17 protein-coding genes are annotated in these 18,869 nt (G+C 41.5%); 10 read left to right on the top strand and 7 right to left on the bottom strand.

The window, feature by feature from the left end:
* Positions 1-59: 59 nt before the first annotated feature.
* The 4 genes from IEV36_RS11655 (at position 60) to gyrA (ending at position 5,912) form a co-directional block, all read left to right on the top strand.
* Entirely contained in the window at positions 60-902 is an 843-nt protein-coding gene (locus tag IEV36_RS11655) for a helix-turn-helix domain-containing protein (protein ID WP_005256717.1), read from the top strand.
* A gap of 84 nt (positions 903-986) precedes the next feature.
* Positions 987-1,949, top strand: coding sequence for an MBL fold metallo-hydrolase (locus tag IEV36_RS11660; protein ID WP_005256719.1), 963 nt, complete (start codon positions 987-989; stop codon positions 1,947-1,949).
* Between the two features lie 230 nt (positions 1,950-2,179).
* A complete protein-coding gene (locus IEV36_RS11665; RefSeq protein WP_005256720.1) occupies positions 2,180-2,836 on the top strand; it encodes a hypothetical protein in 657 nt (218 codons plus the stop codon).
* Positions 2,837-3,182: 346 nt separating this feature from the next.
* On the top strand, positions 3,183-5,912 hold the full coding sequence (gene gyrA / locus IEV36_RS11670) for a DNA gyrase subunit A (RefSeq protein ID WP_005256721.1): 2,730 nt from the start codon (positions 3,183-3,185) through the stop codon (positions 5,910-5,912).
* A 27-nt stretch (positions 5,913-5,939) separates the two neighbouring features.
* Here the strand turns inward: gyrA and IEV36_RS11675 are convergent, their stop codons facing one another.
* Genes IEV36_RS11675 through IEV36_RS11690 form a run of 4 tightly spaced genes read right to left on the bottom strand, consistent with a single transcriptional unit; the run spans position 5,940 to position 10,852 of the window.
* On the bottom strand, positions 5,940-7,049 hold the full coding sequence (locus tag IEV36_RS11675; RefSeq protein WP_005256722.1) for an ABC transporter permease: 1,110 nt from the start codon (positions 7,047-7,049) through the stop codon (positions 5,940-5,942).
* Positions 7,046-8,176 carry an ABC transporter permease gene (locus IEV36_RS11680; protein ID WP_005256723.1) on the bottom strand — a complete coding sequence of 377 codons (1,131 nt, stop codon included), beginning with the start codon at positions 8,174-8,176 and terminating at the stop codon, positions 7,046-7,048. The genes IEV36_RS11675 and IEV36_RS11680 overlap by 4 nt, the downstream gene beginning before the upstream one ends.
* A gap of 3 nt (positions 8,177-8,179) precedes the next feature.
* Complete coding sequence (locus tag IEV36_RS11685) at positions 8,180-9,343, bottom strand: HlyD family secretion protein (RefSeq protein ID WP_005256724.1); 1,164 nt, start codon at positions 9,341-9,343, stop codon at positions 8,180-8,182.
* 12 nt (positions 9,344-9,355) lie between these two features.
* Positions 9,356-10,852 carry a TolC family protein gene (locus IEV36_RS11690; protein ID WP_005256726.1) on the bottom strand — a complete coding sequence of 499 codons (1,497 nt, stop codon included), beginning with the start codon at positions 10,850-10,852 and terminating at the stop codon, positions 9,356-9,358.
* A gap of 348 nt (positions 10,853-11,200) precedes the next feature.
* Between IEV36_RS11690 and serC the strand changes: the two genes are divergently transcribed.
* Entirely contained in the window at positions 11,201-12,280 is a 1,080-nt protein-coding gene (serC, locus tag IEV36_RS11695) for a 3-phosphoserine/phosphohydroxythreonine transaminase (RefSeq protein WP_005256728.1), read from the top strand.
* A gap of 79 nt (positions 12,281-12,359) precedes the next feature.
* Here the strand turns inward: serC and IEV36_RS11700 are convergent, their stop codons facing one another.
* Together IEV36_RS11700 and IEV36_RS11705 are read right to left on the bottom strand one after the other, a co-directional pair.
* On the bottom strand, positions 12,360-12,503 hold the full coding sequence (locus IEV36_RS11700; protein WP_004771301.1) for a hypothetical protein: 144 nt from the start codon (positions 12,501-12,503) through the stop codon (positions 12,360-12,362).
* A gap of 36 nt (positions 12,504-12,539) precedes the next feature.
* A complete protein-coding gene (locus IEV36_RS11705) occupies positions 12,540-13,478 on the bottom strand; it encodes a hypothetical protein (protein ID WP_005256730.1) in 939 nt (312 codons plus the stop codon).
* A gap of 230 nt (positions 13,479-13,708) precedes the next feature.
* Here IEV36_RS11705 and IEV36_RS11710 point away from each other — a divergent pair, with 230 nt between their 5' ends.
* Both IEV36_RS11710 and IEV36_RS11715 read left to right on the top strand, forming a co-directional pair.
* On the top strand, positions 13,709-14,179 hold the full coding sequence (locus tag IEV36_RS11710) for a YaiI/YqxD family protein (RefSeq protein ID WP_005256734.1): 471 nt from the start codon (positions 13,709-13,711) through the stop codon (positions 14,177-14,179).
* Between the two features lie 7 nt (positions 14,180-14,186).
* Positions 14,187-15,080 carry a DMT family transporter gene (locus IEV36_RS11715; RefSeq protein ID WP_004771411.1) on the top strand — a complete coding sequence of 298 codons (894 nt, stop codon included), beginning with the start codon at positions 14,187-14,189 and terminating at the stop codon, positions 15,078-15,080.
* A 9-nt stretch (positions 15,081-15,089) separates the two neighbouring features.
* Here the strand turns inward: IEV36_RS11715 and IEV36_RS11720 are convergent, their stop codons facing one another.
* The gene (locus tag IEV36_RS11720; protein ID WP_004771412.1) at positions 15,090-15,671 is read right to left on the bottom strand and encodes a PilZ domain-containing protein; all 582 of its coding nucleotides are present in this window, start codon (positions 15,669-15,671) and stop codon (positions 15,090-15,092) included.
* A gap of 25 nt (positions 15,672-15,696) precedes the next feature.
* Between IEV36_RS11720 and IEV36_RS11725 the strand changes: the two genes are divergently transcribed.
* Genes IEV36_RS11725 through IEV36_RS11735 form a run of 3 tightly spaced genes read left to right on the top strand, consistent with a single transcriptional unit; the run spans position 15,697 to position 18,842 of the window.
* Positions 15,697-16,932, top strand: coding sequence for a lipoprotein-releasing ABC transporter permease subunit (locus IEV36_RS11725; RefSeq protein ID WP_005256736.1), 1,236 nt, complete (start codon positions 15,697-15,699; stop codon positions 16,930-16,932).
* On the top strand, positions 16,925-17,614 hold the full coding sequence (gene lolD, locus IEV36_RS11730; protein WP_005256738.1) for a lipoprotein-releasing ABC transporter ATP-binding protein LolD: 690 nt from the start codon (positions 16,925-16,927) through the stop codon (positions 17,612-17,614). Before IEV36_RS11725 ends, lolD begins: the two co-directional genes overlap by 8 nt.
* Entirely contained in the window at positions 17,607-18,842 is a 1,236-nt protein-coding gene (locus tag IEV36_RS11735) for a lipoprotein-releasing ABC transporter permease subunit (protein WP_004771417.1), read from the top strand. Before lolD ends, IEV36_RS11735 begins: the two co-directional genes overlap by 8 nt.
* Positions 18,843-18,869 lie beyond the last annotated feature (27 nt).

Genomic DNA, 18,869 nt, shown 5'->3' on the forward strand with positions numbered 1-18,869 from the left:
ATTCAAGAAAACGCCCTTGTGCTATAAATTGCGCAAGGGCGTTTTTTATTGGGTTGATCATGAATATTGATTCTACGGCTGCGATGGATGAACAGTATTTACATCGTTCGCTGGTCAGATTGGCACTTGCAGATATGGCGCGAGATTATTTATGTATTCGGGCGAAAAATCAGCATGGACTATCGAATATTCAAGTGAATCAATTGCACATGGGGATGATTCTGCATGGGCAACAACAATTAAAAATGTATAACCAGCAGGTTAACCTCAGGGCGGGTGATCTGTTTATTATTAAGCCTGATACTGTTGCGGATACTGTCAATATTCCAGATCCGGAAACAGGAGAATATTTGACGATTCTAGTGCCGATGTGTGAAGAAGTGATTCATGCGGCACAGATGATTTGGGCCAAGCCCATTACCGATAAAACAGAAGCAATCTTGCAGTTTTCAATTGAGGATTTTGCCCCACATCTTCTCGCTTGGCAAAAGGCTTTATTTGAGCAGGATCTCGTTAAGGCTCGCTTATCGATTGCAGCCATCCTTGTGCAGTTATGTCAGCAGCATTGTGCAGATGTGCTGATTGTGCCTCCTCTAAAACTGTCAAAACAGATTTACCAGTGGGTGCTGGATCAGCCTCAACATCAATGGCAATCCAATGAAATTGAAACCCGCTTAGGTTTAAGCAGCGCCACATTGCGCCGTAAATTGAGTCATGAACAAACTTCTTTAAGAGAAATCATTACCCATGCACGTCTGGCCTATGCCTTGGAGTTGCTCTATTCAAGCAAGCTACCGATGAAAACGATTGCAGCGAAGTCAGGTTATCAATCTGCTGCAACCTTTCGTGAGCGATTTATACAGCGTTATGAGGTTGATCCCGCCGTTCTATCCTTGGAATAATCTAAATTGAGCGTTTCGCGTAGATAATTGAGCGATTTTAATCACTCAACAGCGTTAGATTTAAATCAATCTAATATCAAGGCGATGAACGTGAAATTATTAAAACCCATTCTAATTGCGCTACTGTTTAGTGCCGTTACAGTTCATGCGGAGTCTAGTCCTCAGGTAAAGCAGGTCGCGGGATATTTTTTACAGCCTGTTGGAAATTTGAAAGTCACAGCGCTGTTTGATGGGGAGCTGGGCTTACCTCGTAGTGATTTGCTGGGAATTTCATCTGCAAAAGCCAATCAGTTATTTACAGAGAACTTTGTACCTGTCGATGAACACAATCAGATCTTGACCGATTTTTCGGCTTATTTAGTACAGACGCCGACACAGAATATTTTAATTGATGCGGGTACTGCAAAATGTTTTGGCCCAAGCCTGGGTCATGTTCCAGAAAACTTAAAAAAGGCAGGCTTACAACCTGAGCAGATTGATACGATTTTAATTACCCATGCTCATCCTGATCATTTATGCGGAATTACGCTGGATGGGAAAATGGTTTATCCAAATGCCAAGGTCTATTTGGCGAAAGCGGATGTAGATTACTGGACCTCTGCTCAGAATGAGGCAAAAGCCAGTGACTTTTTTAAACCTTTATTCAAAATGACCCGAGATGCATTAAAGCCTTATCAGCAAACAGGGCAGTTGATTGCCTTTAGCAAAACCTCTTTTGATGTGCCGAATGTTGAACTGATCAGCACACAGGGTCATACCGAAGGCCATTCTTCTTATCTTATCGATGGAAAAAATGGACAAAAGTTTTTGGGCTTGGGTGATGTGGTGCATTATGCGGCTGTGCAATTTCCTTATCCTGAAGCTAGCTATAAACCAGATACTGATGCTAAACGCGCCATCGCAGTACGTAAAAATATATTTGAGCAAGCTTATCAAAATCATTGGTGGATCGGCGCTGCACATGTGGCATTTCCCGGAATTGGGCATATCGGTAAAAATGCGCAGGGCTATCAATGGATTCCAGCACAATATCGTCCAGAACAGTGAATGGGAGATGATGGTGAGAGGGTGGCTTCGATTTTTTCTTTGCTGATCGAAGGTTCATACTTATGAAACAGAGCGTTTCCTTTATGCAACGATATTTTTTCTAATTTAAGATACTGATTTAAATCATATTAATTTAATTTTTTGTTAATGGTTAATTTCAATTAAACTAAAAGTGTACTCGTTAGTACACTTTTGTTAAAATTCTATTTTCGATCGTTTTTTGTTGAATAATGAAGTTTGATTTTCGTTTAAATGGCGTTGTATTAGTTCTATTCTCCCTTTTATTTCTCACCGCATTTCTAGCCATTGCTGAAAGTTCAGTGCTGCTGACATGGAATGTTCATTTTTTAGAGGCAGTGCAGGCCATTGTATTATTGGCTTGTGTTCCCTTTACATGGTTCTATGTCAAACCTAAGACTTTAACTGAGCAGAAAAAATGGTTCTGGCTATGGGCGATGGCATGGTGGTTGATGTTCTTTGGGCGAAGCATTAGTTGGGGGCGTGACTTTTTCCCTGAAGTTCCCCATATCTATTATCGGATCATTTCAATTTTTGTAATTGCACCTGTGGTTTTTATGCTGTTTTCTCCTCATTTAAGAGCTGAGATCAAATATAAGTGGCAACAGGTCAAGTTGCCGTTCTGGTATTTACTGATTGCGGTTTTGTCATTGTTTCTTGCGGATAGTATCGAGCATCATCGCTTTATTGACACCTTGTTACTCAGTAATCATGCCAATCAGGATATTGTGGAAGAGCTGTACGAAAATCCATTTATTCTTGCGCTGTTCTTTTCTGCTTTTTATTTTATGCGACAGGATCGGGTGACTGAGCAAGACAAGCTCACGCTGGCTATGGAAGTAGAACTCTCACCTAAACCTTATCAATAAAAATTGAGCGTTATTTAACAGTTTAATTGGGGTTATGGCTTTTACAGAATTGCGGCGAAGGAGCGACTTTGGGAACAGGTTTTGCTGTTTTTTTATCCAAAGTGCTTCATAAAGTATTTTTATCGGCGCTTTTCTGTTTTTAGTAATTTTAAGTCATTCATTTATATATTCTTTTTATTGTAAAAAAATGCTATTTTTGCGGTTCTAAACTTACCGTTATTTCGTCCTTTATGCTATAATTTTTCGCTGTATTTTTTATTTTTAGTTCAAGTCTTTGAGCTGAATTTTTGCAAGATTGAAGACATAAAAACAGGTACAACTCTCTACCTGTAAACAAGGAGTATGCATGAGCGTATCGGAAATCAGACCGATTGCCATTGAGGACGAACTCAAGCATTCATATCTAGATTACGCGATGAGCGTAATCGTATCTCGTGCATTGCCAGATGTGAGAGACGGTCTAAAACCTGTTCATCGTCGCGTGTTATATGCGATGCACGAATTGGGCAATGATTATAACAAAGCATACAAAAAGTCTGCTCGTGTTGTCGGGGATGTGATCGGTAAATATCACCCGCATGGTGACAGCGCAGTATATGAAACAATCGTTCGTATGGCGCAGGACTTTAGCTTGCGTTACATGCTGGTGGATGGTCAGGGGAACTTCGGTTCGGTTGATGGCGATAGCGCGGCTGCAATGCGTTATACCGAAGTTCGTATGCAAAAGTTAACCCATGAAATTTTGGCAGACTTAGAAAAAGATACTGTTGATTGGGAAGACAACTACGACGGTTCCGAGCGTATTCCTCAGGTGATGCCAACACGTATTCCTAATCTTCTGATTAACGGTACGACAGGTATTGCGGTGGGTATGGCGACCAATATGGCGCCACACAACATGACAGAAGTTGTGAATGCGTGTCTTGCTTATGCCAATAATCCGAATATTTCTATAGAAGGATTGATGGAACACATTACGGGTCCAGATTTCCCTACGGGCGGTATTATTTACGGTAAATCAGGCATTGTAGATGCTTACCGTACTGGTAAAGGCCGTTTGCATATTCGTGGTAAATATCACTTCGAAGAAGACCAGAAAACAGGTCGTACCACGATCGTCTTTACTGAAATTCCTTATCAGGTGAACAAGGCAAAAACCATTGAGCGTATTGCCGAGTTAGTCAAAGAAAAGAAACTGGAAGGTATTTCAGAGCTTCGTGACGAGTCTGATAAAGAAGGTATGCGTATCGCCATCGACTTGAAACGTGGCGAAAATGCAGAAGTTGCGGTGAATAATCTGTTCTTGCATACCCAGCTTCAAAACTCGTTCAGCATCAACATGGTCTGTCTGGATAATGGTCAGCCGAAGTTGATGAATCTGAAAGATATTATTGCGGCATTTATTCGTCATCGCCAAGAAGTTGTGACTCGCCGTACCATGTTCGAACTGCGTAAAGCACGTGAGCGTGGTCATATCTTGGAAGGTTTGACCGTTGCATTAGCCAATATCGATGAAATTATCGAAACCATCAAAACATCTGCAAACCCGGCTGAAGCGCGTGAACGTTTACAGTCTGGCGAGTGGGCTGGTGGTGGTGTTGTTGCCTTACTCGAAAAAGCAGGTGCAATTTCAGTTCGTCCAGACGAGATTGAAGGCGAAGATCCAGCACGTCCATTTGGCTTGTCAGGTGATATCTATCGCTTGTCACCAACTCAGGTGGCTGCGATTTTAGAATTGCGTTTACACCGTTTGACGGGCTTGGAACAAGATAAGTTACACGCTGAATATACTGAAATTTTGGGTCAAATTGCTGAATTAACGGCAATCCTCAATGATTTCAATTTATTGATGAATGTGATTCGTGAAGAACTTGCTTTGATTTTGCAGCAATACGGTGATGGTCGTCGTACTGAAATTGTGGAATCTGGCGTTGATTTCTGCCGTGAAGATTTAATTCCTGAAGAGCAAGTTGTATTGACTGTGTCTCAAACAGGTTATGCGAAAACTCAACCACTTTCTGATTATCAAGCGCAACGCCGTGGTGGTCGTGGTAAGTCTGCTACTGCAATGAAAGATGATGACATCATCCAGCATTTAATTGTGGCATCGAACCATGCAACTGTGCTGTGCTTTACCAATGTCGGTAAAGTTTATCGCTTGAGAGTGTTTGAAGTACCGCAAGCATCTCGTGGTGCAAAAGGTCGTCCAATTATCAATTTACTTCCTCTGGAAGCGAATGAAACTGTGACTGCTATTTTACCGTTGACGGAGTTCCCTGAGAACCATTACGTGTTTATGGCGACTGGCTCAGGTACGGTAAAACGTGTTGAACTTGCACAATTTAGTAATGTGCGTTCAAACGGTTTACGTGCGATCGAGCTGAATGAAGAAGATACCCTGATTGGTGTTGCGATTACCGATGGGAATCAGCAAATCATGTTGTTCTCGAATGAAGGTAAGGCAATCCGTTTTGCTGAAACTGATGTTCGTGCGATGGGGCGTACGGCGAAAGGCGTACGCGGTATGCGTGTCAGCTTTGCAAGCAACAGTATAGAAGCTGAAGATGCTGATGTTGAAAATGATGATAGTGATGACAATGATGATTCATCAGATTCAAATGTAATCAGCCGTATCGTTTCGCTTGTAGTTGTCCCTGAAACGGGTGAAGTTCTGTGTGCATGTGCCAACGGTTATGGTAAACGTACGCCAGTAGATGACTTCCCGACCAAGAAACGTGGTGGTAAGGGTGTAATTGCAATCAAGACAAGTGAGCGTAATGGTGAGCTTGTGGGTGCTGTATCGATTGATGAAACCAAAGAACTCATGTTGATTTCTGATGGTGGTACATTAGTACGTACACGTGCTGCTGAGGTTGCAACAACAGGCCGTAACGCGCAAGGTGTTCGTTTGATCCGCTTAAGCGATGCTGAGACATTGGTGGGTGTGGTTTCAATTGAAGCTGTAGAAGATGACGAAGAGTTAGATGCTATAGATGAAGTTGAAAATACCGAAGCTGAAACAGTAACTTCTGAAGAAGTTGTTGCTGAGCCAAAAGATGATGCGCCTGAAGCGTAATCATTGAGGTAATAAAAAGGAAGCTAATTAGCTTCCTTTTTTTATGGGTTGCATCATCACTAAACGGTAATAGGAGATTGCCAGTAAAATTGCAGCTACTGTTGCCAGATAAATCAGTTTTGGTACCACAATAGAGGTTGGTACACCCATTTGATTGAGCTGTACAAACATTTGCACACCATGAGTTGAGGGAAATATCCAGGCAAACCATTGCATCCAGTGCGGCATGGCTTCATGAGGCCACGCTGTTCCAGTCAGTAAGAATAATGGAACAGACGTCACTACAATCAGATGTCCAACCCGTTCAGGCATATCCACCAGTGAACCTACCAGCATGCCTAAGCCAATCACACAGCTGACATAGATTGGGACGGCAAGCAACATGCCCCAGAAGTTTCCGCCGTGTGGAAATTCATATAACCAGAAGGTAAAGCCGAATAAATACAGACAGCTGAGGCAGCCTGTCGTGAAAATGGCGGCAAATGTTGCCCAAAATTCAACTGGTTTTGCGACCCAGCCTTGTTCACGATAACTGGCGATCAGCATGGCAAGACCAAGCAGAATCGTTTGATGAATAATCAAACTGGCGACAGCTGGGAAGATATAACTACCATAACCCGACATTGTGTTAAACAGCGGAATCTGGTGAATCGAAAGTTCTGGCTCAAACGCGGAAGCATTGCCAAATTTCTCTAGATGCTCTTTCAGCGTATATTCAATTGAGCTGGCTAAACCGACGCCAACTTCTTTGGTTCGGATGAAATACGCCGTACTTAAATAGAGACCAATCCCACCCATTTCACCTCGCTTCAAACTATTGGTGAGGTTCTCAGGCAGTAACAAGATACCTTCAGCTTGCTGGTTCTGCACCATGCGCTGCGCTTCCAGAAAATTATCCGTCACCGTGGTGATTTTGATATGTGGACTATTCGATGCTTGGCTAATGATTTTTGAGGTCAAAATACTTTGTTCTTCATCCACGATCACAATTGGAATATCTTCCGCTGTTTGTGCCTTATAGGCGGTCGGATAGAAAAAACTATAAAGTAGCGTTGCCGCAATTAAGGTGGTAAACACCGAATTGTTGGCAAAAATATTTTTAAAGGTCTGTAGGTAATAGCTGAAAAATGACTTCATGGACATAGCTCCTGAGTATTTTTCTTTAACAGACGCACGCTCAAGGCAAAGAATAAGCCCGCGAAGACCACTAAAATGCCAAAAGGAACCATTGAGACATGCACATCACTGCCAATAATCCACTGTTCGGTTTGCAGCTTGGCATAAGGCGTGTAGGGAATAATCATTGACCAGAACTGGGTAAATGCTGGCGCGTTATTCAAGGGTAGGGTAATCCCTGAAAAACTTGGTGAAGAACCACCATACAGTGCGATAAATCCAAAGGTCTTTGGAAGATTCTGAGTTGCAAGAACCACAGTACTGCTGATCACGGCATAGGAAAAATACAATAAAAATTGTGCTGCCAAAATCAGCGTGAGTGAACCCGCAATAAAGTAACCGCGGATTTGCGCTAACCAGAACATCCAGCACCAAGTCCAAGCACAGAAAATAAAGACATAGAGCAAGATTTTACCAAGCAGGCTGGAAATGATTTGTTTGGAACTGACCCATTCACCCACTGTTTTGCGCTTAAACTCTTGCCCAATGGCAAAAGCCACGCAGCAACAGAGCAATAAGTGTAAAACGGCTGGCACCATAAATGGCTCAAGAAATAACTCATAACTCATGCTTGGGTTATATAGGGTTGAAATCTTGATATGCGGGGTCGGCATGTCCAGATAGGGGATTGTGTTGGACAAGTAGCTTTGCCCCATATATTCGGCCATACCATTTAGCGTGCTGATGAGCATGGCTGAGGAAATGGTATTACCGATGCTAAAAAAAGACTGGTTATATGCAATACTGATTTGCGCATCTTGGGCTTTGACCAGACGTTGTTCAGCACCTTCGGGGATCATGACAAATCCCCATGCTTCAGTCTTGTTGATGAGCCGTTCTGCTTCATCCTGACTGGCGGTAATGGTTTTTACTTGCAAAGTATGGTTGAGGCTTAAGCTACGAATCACCTTACGGCTCATTTCACTTTGGTCTTGGTCAATCACAACAATAGGAAGATGTTCGGCCTTACCTGCTGAAAACATGCTGCCAAAGAGCAGAATGACCAGCAAAGGCGCGATCACCGCCATAAAAAGATCTACTTTATGGCGTTTGAGATAGCGTAATTCCCGAAGCATGACAGCAAACATCGGTTATTTTGCCTCTTCTATTTTGAATAATACACTCATGCCGACTTTTAAATCAGGAATGCTTTGCTCTGGCACCAAATGGAATTTGAAGCTGCGGATGTCATAACCACCAGTTTGGCGCGTGGTTTTAATCGTTGCAAAATCACCTTCGGCATCAATATTTTTTACTTTAAAGGTTTCTTTACGATTTAATGCAGGAATAAAACCTTCAATGCTTTTCATTTTATAAACAGAGCTGTACATGTCTTCACGGACATTTAAGCTGACCCACAAATCATGGTCTTCAATAATGCTAACGACTGGCACGCCTGTTGCGACTAATTCAGTCGGCTTGCCATAGGTTTTAGATACGGTTCCATCTGTAGGTGAGTACAGTTTGGTTTCTTCGGTTAATGCATTGGCTTCTTTCACAGCCGCTTGTGCCATCGCAACTTGTGCATCAGCCGTCGATTTCTGTTGTTCGGTGCTGCCGCGTTTGGCACGCGCATACTGTTGATAAGAGGCTTCGGCAGTTTCACGTGCAGAAGTTTGTGCAGCAAGCATTTCATCGCGGCGTTGGCGAGCAATTACACCTTGTTGATATAAGGTTTCACCACGTTTATACGTGGTTGCTGCCAATTCTGCCTGAGTTTTCATGGCTTGCCAGTTGGCATACAGTGTCTCGATATTTTCTTGTTGAGCACCACGATACACAGTGGAATGGAATGCGGTTGCACTTTGTAAAGCCGCTTGAGCCTGTTCTTTTTTCGCTTCAAGTTCTGGGCTGACAAAACGAACCAGTGCCTGACCTTTCTTAATCGGTTGTCCCTCGGAAACATAGAATTCTTCGATACGACTTGGCACTTTGGTGCTGATATGCACAGTTTCTGACTCAACCCGACCTTGTAGCTCAATCGCTTGAGGTTGATAAGCTTTCCATAAGCCAAAAGCGATTAAACCTAAAAGTAGAATCAAAATAATCAGGCCGATGATTTTTGCCTTGCCTTTTTTAGGTGGCTCGTTCGGTGGCTGCTGTGTATTGGAGTTTGATGTCTCAGCTTGTGGCTGTGCGACATTCTCAGTCGCGCTCACTTGTGCTTGAGGTGATTCAGATACTTGAGTTTCAGTTTTGTTGTCCACTTGATCTTTATCGCGTTCTGAATTGGATGATGATTGATCTTGGCTCATAAAATTCTCCAATTAACGGATATAGTCAGTACGTGGTTGATTAACATAAAGTTTGAACTCATCAATCGAGCCATAGCTTTGTAAAAGTGTCGCTAAAGATAAAATGTATTTATAGGAATTAACGGCCATTTCACTTCTTAATGCGCTTAGGGCATTTTGTGCATCGATGACTTGTGTCGCTGTACCCATACCTTCCTTAAATGAAAGCTGTTGAATACGTAAGTTTTCTTGCGCAGCTTTGGTGTTTTGAACCAGCAATTGATGGCTGGTCTGAGAAGAACTTAATTCGCTATAAGATTTGTACAGCACATTTTCAACTTCCTGCTTGGTGCGCTCAGTCATTAGTTCGGCTGCATATTTTTTAAGTTCAGCTGCACGTATATTTTTGTTGTTATCGATGCCTGAAAATAAATTGTATTTGGCCATCACACCGACAATCCAGTTCTCTTTGCTGTCTAGTCCATACTCACCAAAGGCAAAAACACTCGGTTTTTTTGCAGACTGTTGAACTTTGACATTTTCATTGGCAAGTTGGGTATCCATTTGCAGCTTTTTGATCAAACTGGAATTTTGATCGTAATTTGCCAGCATTTTATCCAAAGAATGGTTTTGTGCATTATTCACGAATAGGGGCGTGATGAGATTTAAACTTTCTTTGGTTTTTAATAAATTTTGCAGGCTGAACTGACTGGCTTGTAAATTGGATTGTGCATTTTGATAGGTGCGTTCTGCATTATTGCGTGCCACCTCAAATTGCATACGCTGGCCCTTATTAATAAAGCCTTGCTTCTCTAATTTAAGTGCATTGTTATAATGTTCTTGCATCGAATTTAAATTAAACAGGCTGGCATTGAGTAATTGCTGCTGTAATTGCACATTAAAATAAGACTGAATCATCTCAAAACGTTGCGAGTCTTGTTGTTGTTTTTCGCTAATGTTTGAACGTTGAGCCTGAATGGTGGCAATCTGTTTGGCGCTGCTAATTTTACCGCCAGTATAGAGTGGCATAACCATCGAAACAGAAGTGCGGACATCATGGTCTTTGACCGTAACATCGAGATTGTTCGGCACCTGATTCAGACCCTCACTTACAGTTTGATCAAACCCCTGACCGACCTGATCAATCACTTCAGGTGGTAACACATTTTCCCATTGCGATAACTTGTCATCAAAACCACGGGTCAGCGAATTTTCCAGTCGTCGCTTGCTCGAAGCTAAAGGCACGCTGGTTTCGCTATGAAATGAATAAGCACGCGCATTTAAATCAATACGGGGAAGGCCTAAATTTTTAACGGCTTCCATCTCGAGTTGAGACGCTTGTTGCAAGGCTTGCTGTGCTTGGGAGGCATAAGCATTTTCAACCACATAGTGTTCAGCTTCACTATAACTGAATGTCTGGGCAAATAAAGAAGATGAAAATAAGGCACAGCTGATCAGGCTTATACTCAAGCTTAACGTTTTGGGAAACCGCTTGACCTTAAAACTCGGTCGATCATGTCGTTTCAACATTATGGTATGTCGCAATTTAATAATATCCTGAGGTAGTCTAAATTCTTTTTATAAAATTAAAATATTATGTTTTTAATTAAATAGTTATATCGCTGGGATTGGTGTAGTGAATTTGTAAAAAGTAGAGTTTTTAATCTAAATAAAATGGCGGAAAACAGGGGTATTTCATGCTAGAGAAAAGCATCATAACGTTTGGCCTAAAATAATTGTAATGACAGAACATGATTGAAAAATTAATACTTTTTTTGCAGTCAAATTGAAATATTTACTGGATAAGCTGCTGCAAGCTTCGCCAATCTATGATTAAATTCCCATTCCAATTTGTTCCACTTTAACAAGGGAAAACTCATGCGTGCTTATAATTTCTGCGCTGGTCCTGCTGCATTACCTACTGCCGTTTTAGAAAAAGCTCAACAAGAATTGTTGAATTGGCAGGGCAAAGGTTTGTCGATCATGGAAATGAGTCATCGTAGCAGCGATTATGTTGCTGTGGCAGAGAAGGCTGAAGCTGACTTACGTAAGCTCATGAACATTCCTGAAAACTATAAAGTATTGTTTTTACAAGGTGGCGCATCCTTACAGTTTTCAGCGATTCCATTGAATCTGTTAGGCAAAAATAACAAGGCAGATTATATCCATACTGGCATCTGGTCTGAGAAAGCGTTGAAAGAAGCGAAACGCTATGGCGATATTAATATCGTTGAAGCGGGTACTTTGATTGATGGTAAGCATGCGATTACCGAACAAAGTACATGGAATCTTTCGAATGACGCTGCTTATGTGCATTATGCTGATAATGAAACAATTGGTGGTTTGCAATTCGCTGCTATCCCAGATGTAAATGCGCCGTTGGTGTGTGATTATTCATCAAGTATCTTGTCTGCGCCTTTGGATGTGAGCAAGTTTGGCTTGATCTATGCGGGTGCGCAAAAGAATATTGGCCCAGCAGGTTTGACCATCGTTATTATTCGTGATGATTTACTTGATCAAGCTAAGCCTGAAATTCCAAGCATCTTGAAATATGCAGATCAAGCCAAGAATGGTTCAATGGTAAATACCCCAGCAACCTATGCATGGTATTTATCAGGTCTTGTATTTGAGTGGTTGCTTGAGCAGGGTGGGGTAGATGCAATCTATAAAGTGAATCAAGAGAAAGCCAAGTTACTTTATGGCTATATTGATTCGAGCGATTTCTATAACAATCCGATCGCAGTGCCAAACCGTTCAATGATGAACGTGCCATTTACTTTAGCTGACGAAGCGCTAGAAAAGACTTTCTTGCAAGAAGCTGAACAGCATCACTTATTGAACTTGGCAGGCCACCGTTCAGTAGGTGGTATGCGTGCAAGTATTTACAATGCAGTCCCATTAGAAGGCGTACAAGCCCTTGTAAACTTTATGGATGATTTTGCGAAACGTCATGGTTAAGCAATAAACACCAGTTAAAATAAAAGCCCTCATCATTGAGGGCTTTTATATGCGAATAAGGTAGTTAATGGTCAAAAAATTAGAAAAAACCAATTTGATGAAAAATAAGTGCTGCTAAGAACATACCAAGTAAGAAAAAGCAAAAAGCACCAACATCAAGTTTAAGACCTTGATCACTCGAATGAATCAGACTGGTGGTCGTTTGTTCTGGTATAATTTTCATTAGAACGCCTAAAAATGCCATTTATGTGATTTTTTGTCACTCAGTAGCAGTTTTAGCATAAATATTGGCCTGAATCCATAGGTTGCCGCGAATATATTGGCCAATGTTAAAGTTTTTATACAATTCATTTTTAGTTGCAATACGAATCAGGATTGCAGGTAAATCATCTTCTAAAACAAGCGTCACGTCATAAAGGGTATATTCATCCTGCATAAACTGCATTTGAGTTTTACCAACGATATTACCTTGGAACCAGGCTTCATCTTCCTGACCTAAAGTTTCACCGAATAAATAGGCCACCATTTTAGAAAAGTCGACAGTAACAGGTTCTTGATCTTCTGGCGTTTTTGGCTGCCAGTCATTAATCAGTTCCTGTAAATTTTCTGGGGCAACCCCATTATGTTCTGCCAAAATCGCATTTAATGCGCGGTGATGTTTAATTGAAGCAGGATCATCAACAATGATTTTCTCATCTGGAGCAACCGCTTCTAATTCATATGCCCAAGCATTAAACTGAACTTTATAGCTTTGGTTTTTGTCATATTGACAGCTATTTACACTGAATAAATTATCGAACGCATAAATGGTCGTATCTTTATTTAAATTTAATCGTAACACTGCTTGAGTTGCAGAATCACAAGTAATAATTCGCTCAATTTTCGCATCATATTTATATGGGCTTTCAAAACTTGGAAAGGCTGTTTTTAATGCGCGTGGTTTTTGATCTTCCACTGCAATGATCTGGTTAATAGAAACAGATTCACCACTTGGGCCTTGGATTAACCAGAATGTCTGATCCATCTCATGTTCATCTTCACATAGCCCCATTGGCATTACGGGTGCATCAAGCGCCAATCCTAACCATTTGGGAACATCTGTTTCGGGTGTGTCAGTCAATAAGTTCCAATGCTCGACATGATTACCGAAATTTTGATCTTGAATTTTAATGATTTCTGGACTGTTTTGATTTTTCATAAAGCGAGATGCTAAAAAGATTGAACTTATTCTATTAAATCGAGGGTAACTGGGATATTTCAAGTCTGAATCTGTAATTCTCTATAAATTATTTCATTTTTAATCTGGAGATTAGGGTTCTATCTTCCCTGAACGAAATGAAAAATTGATGGGATTGCTGCAAGGATGTTAACTCTACTTTTCCCGTAATCTGCTACACTAGCTTTTTCTTCTCAAGAGCTTTCGTCAACGTGCTGCCATTTAAATTATGGGTAGATGCTGATGCTTTACCTAAAATTTTACGTGAAGTGATTTTACGCGCATCGGATCGTTACCAACTCGAAGTAACCTTTGTTGCCAACCAGAATGTCGGTATCACACCTTCCATGCGGATTAAGTCCATTCAGGTGATGAGTGGGGCAGATCAGGCTGACCAAGAGATTGTGGATCGTATGCAAGAAAATGACATTGTCATTACACAAGATATTCCATTGGCGGCTCAAGTGATTGAAAAGGGTGGTATTGCCATCCATCCACGCGGTGAAATCTATACCACAGCCAATGTGAAAGCACGCCTACACTTGCGTGATTTTATGGATACGTTACGTGGGGCTGGGGTGCAAACTGGTGGGCCACCGCCAATTTCAGAACGTGATAAACGTGAATTTTCCAGTTCATTGGATCAGACTATTTTAAAACAGAAACGTAAAACAGCTTCTTGAGTTGAATATGCCATCACGTATTAACCTCATGCTCACTTATGGACTGCTGGTCTTTATCTGGGCAACGACACCGCTTGCAATTGTGTGGAGTGTTTCGGATTTACACCCGATGTGGGCTCTGGTAATCCGCTTTTTTATTGCCTTACCGCTGGCTGTGACGGTGTTATTGCTGTTAAAGGTTAAATTCCCTATTCATAAAATTGCATTATTGAGTTATGCCGCGGGTTCGCTCAGTCTGATTGGCTCGCAAATCTTTACTTATGCAGCTACAGCTTATCTGAGCTCTGGCTTGATCGCCTTGATGTTTGGTTTGGCACCGATTATGGCTGGCCTGATTGGTCGTTTTGGTTTTCAGCAGAAGCTGGCAGGTTTGCAGTGGCTCGGAATGGGAACATCCATTATTGGTTTGGCGATGATCTGCTTGAGTGGTAGTCAGCAGCATGTCCAGCCGATTGGTATTATTTTAATGCTGATCAGTGTTTTTTCTTATTCATTGTCCATTTTTCTCGTGAAAAAGATTAATGCGGATTTACCTGTCATGGCACAGGCGACAGGTTCAATTTTGGTCTCCACTTTGTTGGCGACTTTGTTAATACCGTGGATCTGGCAATATGCACCAACGCATTTTCCTTCAGCCAAATCTTTATTTGCCCTGACCTATACCATCGTGATGGCATCGTTAATTGCGATGTTCTGTTATTTTAAACTGGTGCAGAACTTACAAGCGACAACATTGTCATTGACTACTGTAATGACACCAATGCTGGCGATACTGATCGGGGCTTACCTGAACCATGAACAGATATCGGCTCAGGTATTTGTGGGAGCGAGCATTATCCTGTTTGGTTTACTGCTGTACTTCTTTAGGGATTTAAGAGCATATCGCCGTTTAAAATCTTAAACGATGCAATCAGCTAGTTTCGGTTTGTTGGGCCTGCCGAATACTGGCTGCTAATTTGGCACGATCTTGCGGATTTAAGGTAATGAAGTAGGCACCGATACGGAATTTTCCTTGTTCCTCCGCGGTGCTATGTACCACTTGAGCAATTGCAGCAATATGGAAGAAATTTTCAGGATGGCTCAAGGTAATATGGATATACGTGCCTTCATTAATATCTTGAGAACTAAAGAAACTTAATCCATTTTCAGAAACATTGACTTGCTCAGGGACGGGCAGTAAAGATTGCACGATATTGTCGTAATAAGAGCCCGTAATCAGGTTTAATTTCTGGTTAAAAAGGGATAAGATGCGAGCAATTTGTTGATCTTTTTCATTTAATTGTTCTAATTCGTAGCGAAACGCATGATCAAATTGATCTAACTCTGCAAGTAGTAGAAAATAGCGTGGCAATACGAAATGGGAATCATAAGGATCATTCAGCGCCACATCATCGGGAATGATTTGATAGTTGATTCTCAACACGGCATCAATACGAGACATCACACGACGTTCAGTGTTGTCGTCAACAAGATGATGTTGTGAATTTTCCATAATAAATCACCTCGGACTAGATGGTATGTTTAAGCCAATTTCGCTGTATATAGGGTTGAGATACACTCGTGCTCAGCGGAGTAATCATTTTATTTCTTTTGTCGCTTTAGTTTCCATGATCGGCTTGACGCTTGGTGTTGCCGTCCTCATTACAGTGTTATCTGTCATGAATGGTTTCGATCGTGAATTAAAAAATCGTGTCCTTGGAATGGTTCCACAAGCCACTGTTTCTTCTACTCAAATTCTAACAGATTGGCCTGAGCTTGTAAAAAAAGTTGAGGATCACCCGCATGTCACTGGTGCTGCACCTTTTACTCAATTGCAAGGGATGTTGACGGGGCAAGGTCAAGTCGCAGGCATTATGGTGACGGGAATTGAACCAAAATATGAAAAGAAGGTTTCGATTATCCAGAACCATATGGTTGCAGGTGATTTAAATGCATTAAAAAAAGGGGAGTTTGGGATTGTCCTCGGTAAGGACATGACTGATGCATTGGGTCTCAGCCTAAATGATAACGTTACCTTGGTGCTGCCCGAAGCGACACCTTCTCCAGCAGGTGTGGTACCACGTTTTAAACGCTTTAAAATCGTCGGGATTTTTAGTGTCGGTGCGGAAGTGGATTCAACAGTGGGTTATATTGCCTTGAATGATGCTTCGACCTTGTTGCGTTTACCCGATGGTGCGCAAGGTGTACGTCTTAAAGTAGATGATATTTTTACTGCGCCGAGTGTCGTTGAGCAGATTGTTAAACAATTGCCTGACAATTTTTATGCGACAAGCTGGAAGGAAACGCACGGAAGTCTATTTGGTGCGGTGAGAATGGAAAAGAATCTGGTCGGTTTGCTGTTATTTCTGATTATTGTGGTGGCTGCGTTTAATATCGTTTCGTCATTGGTGATGGTGGTCACTGATAAAAAGGCGGATATTGCGATTCTGCGTACTTTAGGTGCTTCTCCAAAATTTATTACCTCTGTTTTTATTGTGCAAGGCACCATTATTGGAGTCGTAGGTACAGTAGCAGGAGTTATTTTAGGCAGTGCTTTTGCATTAACCATCAGTGATTTGGTGGGCTGGTTAAATCATACCTTTGGGCTGAATTTATTTAGTGGCTATGTGATTGGCTATTTACCTTCTTATTTACGCTGGCAAGATGTACTGATTGTTGTGACAGCATCTTTATCTATCAGTTTTTTAGCAACAATTTACCCTGCTATCCGTGCAGCGAAAACGCAACCAGCTGAGGCATTACGTTATGAGTAAGATCGTTCTAGAATCAAAAAATATCTTTAAGCATTTCGATGATGGCAAAAGTAAAGTTGAAGTAATCAAAGGCTTATCGCTTCAAGTCAATGCGGGCGAGTTCGTTTCTATTGTCGGTTCAAGTGGTTCAGGTAAAAGTACCTTGTTGCATGTGTTAGGTGGCTTGGAGCAACCTTCGCAAGGAGAAGTCTTCTTACAAGGTCAGCGCTTTGATAATTTAGGTGAGGCAGAGCGTGGTTATAAGCGTAATCAATATCTAGGTTTCGTTTATCAGTTCCATCATTTATTGCCAGAATTTACTGCCTTGGAAAATGTTGCGATGCCGTTAATGTTGCGTAAAGAAAGCAACTTTAAGGACGTGAAAAAGCAGGCAGAATATCTGCTGGACCGTGTGGGTCTATCTCATCGTATGGATCATAAACCGGGTGAGTTATCTGGTGGTGAACGCCAACGTGTGGCTTTGGCGCGTGCTTTGGTGACCAAACCTGCGGTGGTGTTGGCAGATGAACCAACTGGAAACCTTGACCGTAAAACAGCGCTTAGCATTTTTGAATTGCTTACGGATCTGAAAAAAGAGCTCAATATGGCAATGCTGATCGTGACTCATGATGAGCAATTGGCGCAGTCGGCGGATTCAATTTTACATATGCAAGATGGTATATGGGTGGGTGAGCATGTTTAAACCCATTTCATTTTATATTGGACTGAAATATACACAGGCTAGAAAAAAAAGCCGTCTGGTGTCATTCATTTCCTTGATGACAATGATTGGTTTAACTTTGGGTGTTGCTGTGCTGATTACGGTATTGTCCGTAATCAATGGTTTTGATCGAGAATTGAAAAACCGTATTTTGGGAATCGTGCCTCAAGCGACCATTGCATCCACTCAAATTATGACCAACTGGGAAGACTTGGCGAAAGATATTGCTAAACAGCCCCATGTTGTTGCTGTTGCGCCGTATACCCAGTTACAGGGGATGTTAACTGCGCATGGCGAAGTGACTGGGATCATGATCTCAGGAATTGAGCCCGAGTACGAAAAACAGGTCTCGATTGTTCATAATTATATGAAAGCAGGTAGTCTGGATGCGCTGAAGAAAGGAAAATATGGAATTGTCTTAGGGCAAGATTTAGCAGACAGTTTAGGATTGAAGCTCAATGATCCTGTGACCCTTGTTTTGCCTGAAGCGACCAACTCCTCAGCAGGTGTTGTGCCTCGATTTAAACGCTTCGAAGTGGTGGGGATCTTTAAAATCGGAACTCAGGTTGATTCGATGGTGGGTTATGTGGCATTAAATGATGCATCAACGCTATTGCGCTTACCTGATGGTGCTCAAGGCATTCGCTTAAAGCTGGATGACATTTTTGCTGCGCCAGAGATTTCTGAGAGCATTATCAAAAAATTGCCAAGTAATTTTTATGCTTCGAATTGGACCTATACGCAAGGTAATTTATTTAGCGCCATTCAAATGGCAAAAAACATGGTGGGGTTACTACTTCTACTGATTATTATCGTTGCAACCTTTAATATCATTTCATCCCTCATGATGTTGGTGACTGATAAAAAATCAGATATCGCAATCTTACGTACTTTAGGTGCGTCGCCTTTATTGATTACTCAAATCTTTATGGTGCAGGGTACGATTATTGGTGTGATTGGAACTGGGTTAGGGACCGTTTTAGGCATTATTTTATCGTTAAGCATTGGTAATATCGTATCTTGGGTGAATACGACCTTTGGCTTAAATTTATTAGATGCGTATTTTGTACATTACCTGCCTTCATATTTACGCTGGCAAGATGTACTACTTGTTGTAAGCGTCTCATTACTCTTAAGTTTACTTGCAACTATTTATCCCGCTTTACGCGCAGCAAAAGTTCAACCTGCTGAAGCCTTACGTTATGAATAGTCTATAAATATTGAATTAGACCTCTTG

Source organism: Acinetobacter vivianii (assembly GCF_014635885.1).
In the GTDB taxonomy this organism is placed as follows: Bacteria; Pseudomonadota; Gammaproteobacteria; order Pseudomonadales; family Moraxellaceae; genus Acinetobacter; species Acinetobacter vivianii.